This window comes from Arthrobacter sp. (genome assembly GCF_030540645.1).
Lineage (GTDB): Bacteria > Actinomycetota > Actinomycetes > Actinomycetales > Micrococcaceae > Specibacter.
Window position 1 is genome coordinate 42,736 of sequence record NZ_JAUNVV010000002.1, and the last position, 12,035, is coordinate 54,770.

The window sequence follows — 12,035 nt, forward strand, 5'->3', positions numbered from 1 at the left end:
GGCATCACTACTGGCTCCGAGTGGTTCGAGTCAAAGAATTCAGGATGGCGGCGTGACTGGTGGTGCCATAGGACACGATGTCATCCCGGCCGACGATCCGACGAAGGACGCTGTCCATGGTGGGCACATCATTGTCGAACGCAGTGTGTGTGGTGGCGGAACTGCGTGAATCCAATGGACCCGACGCGGTCACGGACCACACGGCCTCTGCAATCCCAGTATCTGGGAAGGTCTTGAACAGTGCGTCCAGTTCAGGGTCGTCGAACACAGACTTCTGCAGACCCAGAATGGGTGTTCCCGCAACGGGATCCAGAGCGTTCTGGATCAAGTAGAGCAGTGACTTGCGGTACAGCCCAAACGTGTTGTCGGTCAATGCCACCTCCTGCTGCATACCGAACAAGGAAAGGGATTTGATGCCTGTGCCCAGTAACGGTGCCAAGCCGTTCTTGAAGGACGCGGTGCTTAAGGAAGGTACCAGCAGGTTGCATGTTGTGAACGCGGCACCCCCACTCTGGACTACGTTCGGCACAAAGTAGCGCTGGAAGTTGGCGCCGGCGCTGAACCCGGCTGCATGAATGGTGGCAGGTTCAGCCGCGAGATACGTCCGGAGGGCCTGCGCCACATAGGTGGCACCGCCGTCGGGCTCCGACGCCTGGCGGGCATTGTCCTTCATCGCCGTCCAGACGGCAGGCCCACCGATGGACCGCAGCAGATTTTCAATGAGCCGGTCGGTGAAATCAGTGGCGGCGGCCGGGGCGGCAACGGTCCGCTCCAGCTGTGCCAGTTCCCCGAGGTGGTCTGCCAGCAGGTCGCCGAGTGTGGCCAGAAAACCGGAATGCCACACGAAATGGATGGGGTAGACGCCGTTGGCCAGCCACCAGGGAATATTGCGGTGGGCGTATTTCAGCGCAGAATCTTCACTGACCAAACCACCGTGGGCCCAAAAAACCACTTGAACCGGCCCTGGGCCTTGACTGCGCGCGAACGCCGGAAGATGTGTGGCGAAGATGGCGTCCACATCCGCCTTGGTGGTGTTGAGTTTTGCTGTGGTGGCAAACTTTCCGTTCTGAAGTTCCACCACATAGGGCCGCAGCGCATCGAGTTCAACCGAGTTCAGCCGCGTGGTGACGGCTTTTCCGTTGTCCTGTCCCATAGTGGCCTCCTTGCGGCACGGTGCTCTGTTGATGCCATGTTTGCCGTGCCACGGTGGGCTGTCAAGGGATGACGTCGGATGGCAAGCACTCCTGTCACTGGTCTCCGCGCAGCTTGTCCATGTCGCGGCGGTCCTTCTTGGTGGGCCGGCCTGTCCCGCGGTCACGCTGGGGCAGGCCCAGAGCGGGCAGCGCGGGGCGCGGGGGAGTGTGGTCGGTGAAGCAGTGTGAGGCAGCTTCGGCGCCAACACGCTTGTTGATGAGCTGGCGGACTTCCAGGATTCGGTCGTAGCCGGGCTGGCGGACACGGATGGTGTCGCCGGGAACCACGGTGTGGGAGGCCTTGGCGTTGACATCGTTGAGTTTTACGTGGCCGGCACGGCAGGCCGCCGTGGCCATTGACCGTGTTTTGTAGGCGCGGATCGACCACAACCACGCGTCTATGCGGACCGAGGCCGGTGCGTTCTTTGGAATACTCATGGTGAGTTCCACTCTAGCTTCGAGCCGGAGCGCACAGGCCCGATCACCGGCCGCCGGGTCAGTCCTGGTTGCTGAAGGCAGCGTCAAAGGAGAGCTTCGACGGAGCGAAGTTGAACCTTTTCAGTGCGGCCAAGGCTTCAGGAGCGCCCTGTAGTCGGTCCATGCCAGCGTCTTCCCACTCGATGGAGATTGGGCCGTCGTAGCCGATGGCCGTGAGGGCGCGGAACGCGGATTCCCAGGGCACGTCACCTCGGCCCGCGGAGACAAATTCCCAGCCGCGGCGTGGGTCGCCCCACGGCAGGTGGGATCCCATGACCGTGTTCCGCCCGGTCAGGCGCATCTTCGTGTCCTTGCAGTCCACATGGTAAATCCGGTCCTTGAAATCCCAGATGAAGGAGACCGGGTCGATGCCCTGCCACATGAAATGCGACGGGTCCCAGTTCAGCCCAAACGCCTCCCGGTGGCCAATGGCCTCCAGCGACCGCACGGTGGTCCAGTAGTCGTACGCAATCTCGGAGGGGTGCACCTCATGGGCGAACCGGACGCCGCATTCGTCAAAGACGTCCAGGATGGGGTTCCAGCGGTCGGCAAAGTCCTGATAGCCGGCGTCGATGACGGATTCCGGCACCGGCGGGAACATGGCCACGTACTGCCAGATCGAGGAGCCGGTGAAACCCACCACGGTCTTCACCCCAAGGGCCTTGGCCAGGCGCGCGGTCAATTTCATCTCCTCGGCGGCACGACGGCGGACGCCTTCCGGTTCGCCATCGCCCCACACCTTGGTACCGACGATGGCTTGGTGGCGGAAGTCGATCGGGTCATCGCACACGGCCTGGCCCTTGAGATGGTTGGAAATGGCCCACACCTTCAGGTTGTACTTCTCCAGCACGGCCAGCTTGCCCTCGACGTATCCGGGCTCGTCCCAGCGCCAAGCATCCAAGTGGTCGCCGGAACAGGCGATTTCCAGCCCGTCGTAGCCCCACTTGGAAGCAAGGCGGGCCACTTCCTCGAAGGGGAGGTCGGCCCATTGGCCGGTGAACAGGGTATAGGGGCGGGGCATGGTGTCAGTCCTTTGCAACGGGAAAAGTGGATGGGGTCTCGGCGGGCTCGGCCACCGGCGCGGGCTCGGCCACAGTGATGGTGGTTCCGCCGGCTGCGGAGGAGGCTTCGATGGCGGCCAGCACGTGTTGGACGCCAAGCCCCTCTTCGAACGACGGGGATGGGTCGGTGCCGGCATCAATAGCCAGCAGGAAGTCGCGGATCTGGTGGGTGAAACTATGCTCCCAACCAAGCACATGCCCCTGTGGCCACCACCCGGAAATGTAGGGGTGCTCCGGCTCGGTGACGAGGATCCGGCGAAAACCCTGCACCTCGATGGGCTCCGTGCCGTTGAGGAAGTACAGCTCGTTGGGGCTCTCCAGATTGAAAGTGAGCGAGCCCTCAGTGCCATACACCTCCAGGCGCAGTGCATTCTTCTGCCCCAGGGCCACGCGGGACACCTCCACGCTGGCCACCGCGCCACCGGTCATGAACAGGGTGGCCCAGGCGGCGTCGTCGACCGTCACCGGCTCCGGTCCGTCCGGCCCGGGACGCTCGGTGACAAAGGTGTGTAGCCGGCCGGATACCTCAGTGACGGTGTCCCCGAGCAAGTGCTGGACCTGGTCGACGGCGTGGGAGGCGATGTCACCCAAGGCGCCGGAGCCTGCGGTTTCCCTGCGCAGACGCCACGTCATGGGGGCCTCCCGGTCCGCGAGCCAGTCCTGCAGATACGACGCGCGGACCTGCCGGATGGTGCCCAGCCGACCGTCCGCGATGAGCTGGCGGGCCAGTGCCAGAGCGGGCAGTCGCCGGTAGTTGAAGCCCACCATGGAGCGGACTCCGGCCAAGCGGGCCGCCTGGGCGGCGGACACCATGGACTCGGACTCGGCCAGGTTGTTGGCCAGCGGCTTTTCCACCAGCACGTGCTTGCCTGCTGCGAGGGCTGCCGTTGCCATTTCCGCGTGCAGCCAGCCCGGAGCGCAAATATCCACGATGTCGATATCGTCCCGCGCGATGACTTCCCGCCAGTCGGTCGCGGACTCGCTCCAACCGTACTTCCGCGCAGCCGCCGCCACGGCTTCCGCGTGCCGGCCTACAAGAACCTTTTGTTCAAAAGCCGGTACGTCGAAGTGGCTGGCGACGGTGCGCCAGGCGTTGGAGTGCGCTTGGCCCATGAATGCATAGCCGATGGCGGCGACGCCGAGCGGACGCTTCGATTCGGAGGGCTGGGGGGAGGTCATCAAGGGGTCCTAGAGGGTTGCTTCGGTGGGGTCCCAGCTGGCTGGCAGCGGTGCCGAGGCCGGGGCTGTGCTGTTGACGGCCACAAATTCGCCGCTTTCCACTGATTCGGAGATTGACACCATGGCGTCCAGCACGTGGTACGCGAGCTCGCCGGGTGCCCGGTGCGGAACGCCGGCACGGATGGCTCGGGCCATGTCCAGCACGCCCATGCCGCGCCCGTTCTCGGCTCCTTCGCAGGGGATCGTAGTCCAGTCTTCCTCGCCGCGCCTGCACAGCCGGATGTCGCCGTCGAAGTTGTTGGGGTCCGGCAGCGAGATGGTGCCCTCGGTACCGGTGATTTCCACAAAACCCATGCGGGCCCGGGGAGACTCGAAGCTGAACACGCTGTGCGAGGAGGCGCCGGAGGCAAACTGCGCGATGGCGCTCACGTGGGTGGGAACTTCGACGTCGAACACCTCGCCTTCCTTGGGGCCGGAGCCGATGGTGCGGGTGGGGAAGGCGGTGTTGCCGACGGCGGCCACTTTGGTGATGGGGCCAAATGTCTGGACCAGGGCGGTTAGGTAGTACGGGGCCATGTCAAAGAGCGGGCCGGCACCTGCCTGGAACAGGAACGCCGGGTTCGGGTGCCAGGATTCGGGGCCGGGGGACTGGAACATGGTCAGTGCCGTCTGCGGTGTACCGATTTCCCCGGCGTCGATCAGGCGGCGGGCGGTTTGCAGGCCGGCACCCAGGAAAGTGTCCGGGGCGCAGCCGAGACGCACGCCGGTGGCCGCTGCTTCCTGCAGCAGACCGAGGCCGCTTTCACGGTCCAGCGAGAAGGGCTTCTCGGTCCACACGTGCTTGCCAGCGTGCACGGCCGCCAAGGCAACCTCCACGTGTGCTGCCGGGATGGTCAGGTTGACGACGATCTCCACACCGGGGTGCTCGAGTGCCGCATCAACGCCGCCGGAGGCTTCGATGCCGTATTCCGCGGCACGGGCTGCCGCGGCCTCCTCAAAGAGGTCTCCGATGACAAGCACCTTCACGTCGGGGAACGTGGTCAGGTGGTCCAGGTACTGCTTGCTGATGTTCCCAGCTCCAATGACGGCGACGCCGACGGGTCCCTTCGTGGGCATGGCGGTTCAGGCCTTTCCGTTGTTCAGGTAGGCAAGGCTCTCGGCGATGCCCTCAAAGATGTCCCCAGCGTAGTCGTCAAATTCCACGACGCCGGTCTCCAGCGAGCTTGCGGCGTCCAGAACGTCCCAGATGGCGACCCTGCCTTGGCCAGCGGGGAGCTGGTCAAGGTTTTCGGTGGTCAGCGGGCCGTCCTTGATGTGGATGAACTTCACCCGGTCCCCGAGACGCCGCAGCAGGGCGGCGGGATCCTGCCCGCCCACGGCCGCCCAGTAGGTGTCCACCTCGAGCACCAACTCAGGATCGAGGAGGGATTCGAAGTACTCCAGGGCGGTGGTGCCGTTGATTTTGGACTCCAACTCCCACGCGTGGTTGTGGTAGCCAACGCGGATGCCGTAACCGGCGCCCTTCCGTGCCGCGGCGTTCAGCCCTGCGGCCGTCTTTTCAATGTTGGTGGCGTCCTGCCACCGCTCGGCCGGGATGAACGGGTCGATGACAGTGGTGATGCCCAACTTCTTGGCGGCGGCGAAGATCTCATCCTGGTCTTCGGCCAGCAGGGGTGCGTGGCCGGAGGGAGCGCTGATTCCGTGGGCGGCAAAGGCCTCGGCAAGGGCGTCGGCGGTGGCCACGAAGTTGTAGGGCTCCACCTGGGTGAAACCAATCTCCGCGATGCGGGCGATGGTTCCGGGCAGGTCCTCCTCGAGGGGCCTGCGCACGGTGTACAGCTGCAGGGAATACGTCACTGTGAATCTCCTGAAAAAGTTGCGGACGGGGTGTTCCATTTCAACTTAGGGGAACTTATGACGAGCGTCAAGCAAAAGTTGCCGGCGAATCAACATTTTTAGGAATTGTCAGAATAGAAGCCGTGTGTTATTTATTGTGAATGCCGAAGACATCAGCCCCGAACCGTTCCGCGCAGGCCACCCCCAGCAGTTCCGTCGGTTCCAACGGGGTGGGTGTCTCGCGTGCGGGGGACGTGTTCCAGCTGTTGCGCGACGGTCACGCCAGGACCCGCGCGGAACTTGCGGACATCACCGGCCTTGCCCGTTCCACCGTGGCTGCCCGCATCGACGCCCTGGCGGCGGCGGGCTTGATTGGCCCGGCAGGGGAGGCCGTCTCCTCCGGTGGCAGGCCGCCGTCACGCTTTGCCTTTCAGCCCGCCACGAGGGTGATCCTGGCCGTCGACATCGGAGCCACGCACGTGCTGATCGGCCTAACCGACCTCAGTGGCAAGCTGCTGTGCGAAATGCGTGAACACATTGACGTCGCCACCGGCCCCGTCCCCGTGCTCGACGCGGTCCTTGACCATTGCACGCAGCTGCTGGCTCAGGCCGGGCGCCACGCCAGCGAACTGGCAGGGATCGGGATCGGGCTGCCCGGGCCGGTGGAACACTCCACCGGCCGTCCGGCGAGCCCGCCCATCATGCCCGGCTGGGACAGCTTTGACGTGCCCGAGTACGTTCAGCGACGGTTCAGGACGGACGTCCTGGTTGACAATGACGTGAACATCATGGCGCTGGGCGAGCGCGCCGCATTCTGGCCCGACGCCGAGAACCTGCTGTTCATCAAGGTCGCCACGGGTGTCGGCGCCGGCATCATCAGTGGCGGGCTGCTGCAGCGTGGCGCCGACGGCACAGCCGGGGACATTGGCCACATCCGCGTTCCGCGAGGGGCCGACGTACTCTGCCGGTGTGGGAACCACGGCTGCCTGGAGGCCATGGCTTCCGGACCCGCCGTGGCAGCCGCCCTCGCCGCGGGTGGAGTTCCCGCCGTCACCGGCGAGGACGTGCTGGATTTGGCCCGACGTGGCAATTTGGCGGCAATCTCGGCCATGCGCCAAGCAGGACGCGACGTCGGCGAGGTGCTGGCGGCCTGCGTCAACCTGCTCAATCCCTCCATTATCGTCATTGGCGGGGGCCTCTCCTCGGCTGGCGAGTACCTGCTGGCCGGGGTCCGGGAGATCGTCTATCAGCGCTCGCTACCGCTGGCCACCGCACGGCTGCGGATCGTCCAATCCATGGCCGCCGACCACGCCGGAGTGCTCGGCGCAGGGCAGATGGTCATAGACCACGTGCTGGCCGCGTCCGGAGTGGAACGCCTCCTGGCCGAACAACAGGCGTCATGACGGACACGGCCGGCGGCACGGCCGGAAAAGTCACCATCAAGGGGCTCGCCGAGCGCCTCGGCATGTCCAAGGCGTCGGTTTCCTACGCACTCAACGGCCAGCCCGGGGTCAGTGATGCGACTCGTGCCCGTGTCCTGGCGCTGGCCGCGGAACTTGGCTGGTATGCCAGTTCCAGCGCCCGTGCGCTGTCCCAATCCCGTAGCGACGCCGTCGGGATCGTGCTTGCCCGCTCGCCCGAGGAAGTCGGCTCGGAGTCGTTTTACATGAACGTGCTGGCAGGTATCGAGGCCGTGCTCAGCGACCATGACATGAACCTGATGCTGCGCATGGTGGCACCCGGGCCCGAGCCGCGCCGCGACTTGGGCGTTTACCGGCGCTGGGCCGGGGAGCGGCGCGTGGACGGCGTCATTGTCTTTGACCACACCGTCGACGATCCGCGCCCGTCCATGCTGGCCGCCCTGGGAATGCCGCATGTGCTGGTGGGTGCGGCCGTGGATGCAGAACCAAGCGCCTTCGGGGCCAACACCACGGTGGATCAGGGGCGCGACGCCGGCACCGTGATGGAGGCTCTGCACCGGCTCGGCCACCGACACGTCGCCTATGTTTCCGGCCCGCAGCGGTTGACTCACGAGGCGGCCCGAGCGGCCGGGGTCCACGCCCACGCGGCACGATTGGGTATGACGGCCGCCGTCAGCCACTCGAACTACGCCGCGGACGACGGCGCGAAGGCCACCATCGCCGTCGTCGCCGGCGTGGTGCCGGGGTCCGCATTGTTTCCCACCGCACTGGTCTATGGCAACGACCTCATGGCGATGGGCGGATTGCGTGCACTGAAGCAGCTTGGCCTCGCCGTGCCTGGGCAGGTGTCGGTGCTCAGCTGGGATGATTCCATCCTGTGCCAGCTTGGCTCTCCGTCCGTGGCTGCCCTTGCCCGCAACACCATGGACCTAGGGCGGAGGTCGGCCCAACTGCTGCTGGAGGCAGTTGCCGGGCATCACTGTGCCAACGCCGCCATGCCGGCAGGCGTGCTGCAGGTCAGGGAAACCCTGGCCGGAGTGCTCCCGTAACACCAAAAAATCATAACGAAGCGATAACGATCCCTCATTGCTGAACCGGTTCAGTTGCGCCCGTCACAGTCTTTTGTACCTATTTTTGTTCCACCAATCCGCATGATATCAGTCATTTTGGGCAGTATTGACGGGGTGGACTTCACTTTCCAGCATTCTCTTCGACGGTATTCGGACGATAGTGGAGAAAAAGAACCTTAACTTTTGATTGACGCTCGGCATAAGTTCATCTAGGTTTGGTTTCACGAAGAGAAATGGGCCCGCTCGAAGTGCCCCAAGAAGGATTCTTCGGGTATCCCACGACTAGGACAAGGAAGTCATGACAGTGAAAATTCGTACTTTTGCCGCAGCGGCGGCAATTGCGGCACTCGCAATCACAGCCACCGGCTGCAGCGGCGGCAACAACAACAGCTCAGCGGACGGCGGCGGCAAGACCCTCACCTACTGGGCCAGCAACCAGGGCACCAGCCTGGACAACGACAAGGAAGTGCTCACCCCGGTACTGCAAAAGTTCCAGGATGAGACAGGCGTCAAGGTGAACCTCGAGGTTATCGGGTGGAACGACCTGCAGACCCGCATCCAGACAGCTGTCACCTCCGGACAGGCCCCCGATGTGCTGAACATCGGCAATACGTGGGCGGCTTCGCTGCAGTCCACAGGCGCGTTCCTGCCGTTTGATTCGGCAGCCTTTGACGCGATCGGCGGCAAGGACAAGTTCGTGAAAACGGCCATGGACACCGGTGGTGTACCCGGACAGGATCCCACCTCGGTGCCGCTCTACGGACTGGCCTACGGCCTGTACTACAACAAGGCCATGTTCAAGGACGCCGGTCTTACCCCGCCCACCACTTGGGAGGAAATGGCTGCCGACGCCAAGGCCCTCACCAAGGACGGCAAGTACGGATTCTCCCTGGCAGCAGGTAGTTACACGGAAAACTCACACTTCGCCTTCATCAACGCAGCCCAGAACGGTGCTGACTTCTTTGATGCCGACGGCAAGCCCACTTTCACTTCCGATGGCATTGTTGACGGTATTGCCCGGTACCTGGATCTGATGCAGACGGATAAGGCAGTCAACCCCTCCAACGCACAGTATGACAACGGCACCCAGGCCATCAATGACTTCGCCAACGGCAAGGCCGCCATGATCCTCAGCCAGAACAACGCCGACAGCTCCATCGCCTCCCAGGGGATGAAGAACGACGAGTACGGTGTGGTTGCCTTCCCGGCACCCGAAGGCGGAAAGCCGATTGCCACCATGGTTGCCGGCATCAACATGTCCATCTTCAAGAACACGAAGAACAAGGACGCCGCGCTGGAATTCGTGAAGTTCATGACCAGTGAAGCCACCCAGGCCACCCTGGACAAGTCCTTCGCTGCACTGCCCGTACTCGACGGGGTGACCCCTAGCTTCACTGACAATGCAGAGGAAGCCAAGACCTTCTCCGACATCTACTCCAACAAGTCCAAGCCCCTGCCGCTCGTGGCAGCTGAGGACCAGTTTGAGAGCACCGTCGGCAAGGCCATGAACCAGATGTTCGCCACCATCGCCTCCGGCGGCACCGTCAGCAAGGCAGACATCAAGTCCGCACTGACCACCGCGCAGCAGGCAGTGGAAGCCGCCGGCTGACACCCTTCCGCTTCAAACAGCCATGAAGGGGCGGGGCCCGCACTCCGCGGCCCCGCCCCTTCCCCTTTTCCAGTCCTCCGAAGAAAGGTGGGTGTTCGCAGTGTCTGCTTCCACCACCACTAGCAAGTCCGCCGGGGCGTCCGCCAAGGCGCCGCGGGGCGGGACCCGCAAAAACCGCCGTCCAGGCTGGTGGCTGCCGTATGCGCTGCTTGCCCCCGCAGTGGTCTTCGAGCTCGTCATCCACGTCATTCCGATGGTCACCGGCATCTGGATGAGCTTCCTCAAGCTCACCAAAATGTTCATCTCCAACTGGGGCAACGCGCCCTTCATCGGCTTCAAGAACTACGCCGTCGCACTCGACTTCAACGCGGCCGTGGGGTCGGGGCTGCTCAAATCCTTCCTCATCACCTGCGCCTTCACCATCCTGGTTGTCGCCATTTCCTGGGGACTGGGCATGGCGGCCGCCGTCGCATTGCAAAGGAAGTTCTTTGGCCGCGGCTTCTTCCGCACCCTGTTCCTTGTTCCCTACGCACTGCCCATGTATGCCGGCATCATCGCCTGGAAGTTCATGCTGCAAAAGGACAACGGCGCACTGAACCACATCTTGTATGACAACCTCGGGCTGCCGGGGGACAAGCCATTCTGGCTGATCGGCGACAACGCCTTCGCCGCCGTCGTCATTGTGGCCATCTGGCGGCTGTGGCCGTTCGCCTTCCTCATGCTCATGGCAGGGCTGCAGTCCATCCCCAACGACGTCTACGAGGCCTCCGCTGTGGATGGTGCACGGCCGCTGCGGCAGTGGTCGGCCATTACGCTGCCCATGCTCCGCCCCGTCAACATGGTCCTGCTGCTGGTCATGTTCCTGTGGACCTTCAACGATTTCAACACGCCGTTCGTACTCTTTGGCGGTTCCCAGCCACCGGCCGGCGACCTGATCTCCTTCCACATTTACAACGCCTCCTTCCTGACCTGGAACTTTGGCTCCGGCGCCGCCATGTCGGTGCTCCTGCTGCTGTTCCTGCTGGTGGTCAGCGGCATCTACCTCATCATCATGAACCGGAGGTCGCATCGTGCGTGAAACCAATCCAGCCAAGGTCTTTCGGATCGTCGTCGTCACATTCCTGACCATCTTCACCGTCATCCCCGTCTACGTCATGGTGATTTCCGGGCTTAAGCCGCTCAAGGACGTGCAGGGCGCATTTTCGTGGTGGCCAAGCACCCTGACCGTTCAGCCCTATATCGACATGTGGCAGACGGTCCCCTTGGCCAGCTACTTCGTCAACTCAGTGATTGTTGCCACCGTCGCCACGGTGCTCTCCCTGATCATTGCGATCTTCGCCTCCTACGCGATCTCCCGCTACCAGTTCCGCGGCCGCTCGCTGTTCTCCACCACGGTGCTCTCCACCCAGATGCTCCCCGGCGTGCTGTTCCTCCTGCCGCTGTTCTTGATCTTCGTGAACATCAACACGAACTTCGGCATCCAGCTGGTGGGAACGCGCACGGGCCTGATCATCACCTATCTGACGTTCTCGCTGCCGTTCTCGATCTGGATGCTTGCCGGCTACTTCGACGGCATCCCGAGAGAGCTTGACGAGGCTGCCAAGGTGGATGGGTGCGGCCCCATGCGTGCACTGCTGACGGTCATCCTTCCAGCAGCCCGCCCGGGTTTGGTGGCCGTGGCCATCTACAGCTTCATGACCAGCTGGGGCGAGGTGCTGTTCGCCTCGGTCATGACAACAGATGCGAACCGAACGCTGGCTGTCGGCTTGCAGCTCTACTCGACGCAGACCAACGTGTACTGGAACCAGATCATGGCAGCCTCCGTGGTGGTCTCCATCCCGATCGTCATCGGGTTCTTGCTCCTGCAGAAGAACTTTGTGGCCGGGCTGACAGCCGGGGCCGTCAAATAGCCCGGTCTTTGGCATCGAGGGCGTGCCGTGCCGGCGCGGGCGGGTGAAATTTCACGGCCCGCCGCCAGCATGGCACGCCCTCGCGTTGAACGAGGGACCGCAGCTAGGGAATAGTCCCCAACGTGATCGTGGTGGTCGCCGTCTTGCCGTTCCGGACGTACGTTGCCACGACCTTGTCGCCCGCCTTCCTGGCAAGTGTCACTTCGGTCAAAACGGCAATGCTGGTGGCAGGGCGGTCATCCAGCAGGGTTACGACGTCGCTGGCCTGCAGACCGGCTT

Annotated in this window: 12 protein-coding genes; 5 read left to right on the plus strand and 7 right to left on the minus strand. The window is 63.6% G+C overall.

Annotation, left to right across the window (positions count from 1 at the left end; genetic code table 11):
- Positions 1–7 precede the first annotated feature (7 nt).
- The 6 genes from Q4P21_RS00875 to Q4P21_RS00900 all read right to left on the minus strand — a co-directional run bounded on the left by Q4P21_RS00875 (position 8) and on the right by Q4P21_RS00900 (position 5,767).
- Positions 8–1,153, minus strand: coding sequence for a hypothetical protein (locus tag Q4P21_RS00875; RefSeq protein ID WP_303386982.1), 1,146 nt, complete (start codon positions 1,151–1,153; stop codon positions 8–10).
- A gap of 94 nt (positions 1,154–1,247) precedes the next feature.
- Positions 1,248–1,631, minus strand: a complete 384-nt coding sequence (locus Q4P21_RS00880; protein ID WP_303386983.1) for an RNA-binding S4 domain-containing protein — start codon at positions 1,629–1,631, stop codon at positions 1,248–1,250.
- 58 nt (positions 1,632–1,689) lie between these two features.
- Positions 1,690–2,691: a sugar phosphate isomerase/epimerase gene (locus Q4P21_RS00885; protein WP_303386984.1), complete on the minus strand. Its 1,002-nt coding sequence runs from the start codon at positions 2,689–2,691 to the stop codon at positions 1,690–1,692.
- A gap of 4 nt (positions 2,692–2,695) precedes the next feature.
- Entirely contained in the window at positions 2,696–3,910 is a 1,215-nt protein-coding gene (locus Q4P21_RS00890) for a Gfo/Idh/MocA family protein (RefSeq protein WP_303386985.1), read from the minus strand.
- Between the two features lie 9 nt (positions 3,911–3,919).
- The gene (locus Q4P21_RS00895; protein ID WP_303386986.1) at positions 3,920–5,026 is read right to left on the minus strand and encodes a Gfo/Idh/MocA family protein; all 1,107 of its coding nucleotides are present in this window, start codon (positions 5,024–5,026) and stop codon (positions 3,920–3,922) included.
- 6 nt (positions 5,027–5,032) lie between these two features.
- A complete protein-coding gene (locus tag Q4P21_RS00900) occupies positions 5,033–5,767 on the minus strand; it encodes a sugar phosphate isomerase/epimerase (protein WP_303386987.1) in 735 nt (244 codons plus the stop codon).
- 140 nt (positions 5,768–5,907) lie between these two features.
- On the opposite strand from Q4P21_RS00900, the gene Q4P21_RS00905 reads away from it, so the two are divergent.
- The 5 genes from Q4P21_RS00905 to Q4P21_RS00925 all read left to right on the plus strand — a co-directional run bounded on the left by Q4P21_RS00905 (position 5,908) and on the right by Q4P21_RS00925 (position 11,756).
- A complete protein-coding gene (locus Q4P21_RS00905; RefSeq protein ID WP_303386988.1) occupies positions 5,908–7,149 on the plus strand; it encodes an ROK family protein in 1,242 nt (413 codons plus the stop codon).
- Positions 7,146–8,216 (plus strand): LacI family DNA-binding transcriptional regulator, encoded by a 1,071-nt coding sequence (locus Q4P21_RS00910; RefSeq protein WP_303386989.1) that lies wholly within the window; start codon positions 7,146–7,148, stop codon positions 8,214–8,216. Before Q4P21_RS00905 ends, Q4P21_RS00910 begins: the two co-directional genes overlap by 4 nt.
- A gap of 319 nt (positions 8,217–8,535) precedes the next feature.
- Positions 8,536–9,846 carry an ABC transporter substrate-binding protein gene (locus Q4P21_RS00915; RefSeq protein WP_303386990.1) on the plus strand — a complete coding sequence of 437 codons (1,311 nt, stop codon included), beginning with the start codon at positions 8,536–8,538 and terminating at the stop codon, positions 9,844–9,846.
- 100 nt (positions 9,847–9,946) lie between these two features.
- Positions 9,947–10,924, plus strand: coding sequence for a carbohydrate ABC transporter permease (locus Q4P21_RS00920; protein ID WP_303386991.1), 978 nt, complete (start codon positions 9,947–9,949; stop codon positions 10,922–10,924).
- Positions 10,917–11,756, plus strand: coding sequence for a carbohydrate ABC transporter permease (locus Q4P21_RS00925; protein WP_303386992.1), 840 nt, complete (start codon positions 10,917–10,919; stop codon positions 11,754–11,756). Before Q4P21_RS00920 ends, Q4P21_RS00925 begins: the two co-directional genes overlap by 8 nt.
- 103 nt (positions 11,757–11,859) lie before the next feature.
- Here the strand turns inward: Q4P21_RS00925 and Q4P21_RS16275 are convergent, their stop codons facing one another.
- Complete coding sequence (locus Q4P21_RS16275; protein WP_369598834.1) at positions 11,860–12,027, minus strand: PDZ domain-containing protein; 168 nt, start codon at positions 12,025–12,027, stop codon at positions 11,860–11,862.
- Positions 12,028–12,035 lie beyond the last annotated feature (8 nt).

What these genes read in the sequence shown, in the direction of transcription:
- Q4P21_RS00875 (WP_303386982.1), bottom strand. Translation starts at nt 1,153, where the DNA reads ATGGGACAGGACAACGGAAAAGCCGTCACCACGCGGCTGAACTCGGTT.
- Q4P21_RS00880 (WP_303386983.1), bottom strand. Translation starts at nt 1,631, where the DNA reads ATGAGTATTCCAAAGAACGCACCGGCCTCGGTCCGCATAGACGCGTGG.
- Q4P21_RS00885 (WP_303386984.1), bottom strand. Translation starts at nt 2,691, where the DNA reads ATGCCCCGCCCCTATACCCTGTTCACCGGCCAATGGGCCGACCTCCCC.
- Q4P21_RS00890 (WP_303386985.1), bottom strand. Translation starts at nt 3,910, where the DNA reads ATGACCTCCCCCCAGCCCTCCGAATCGAAGCGTCCGCTCGGCGTCGCC.
- Q4P21_RS00895 (WP_303386986.1), bottom strand. Translation starts at nt 5,026, where the DNA reads ATGCCCACGAAGGGACCCGTCGGCGTCGCCGTCATTGGAGCTGGGAAC.
- Q4P21_RS00905 (WP_303386988.1), top strand. Translation starts at nt 5,908, where the DNA reads ATGCCGAAGACATCAGCCCCGAACCGTTCCGCGCAGGCCACCCCCAGC.
- Q4P21_RS00910 (WP_303386989.1), top strand. Translation starts at nt 7,146, where the DNA reads ATGACGGACACGGCCGGCGGCACGGCCGGAAAAGTCACCATCAAGGGG.
- Q4P21_RS00915 (WP_303386990.1), top strand. Translation starts at nt 8,536, where the DNA reads ATGACAGTGAAAATTCGTACTTTTGCCGCAGCGGCGGCAATTGCGGCA.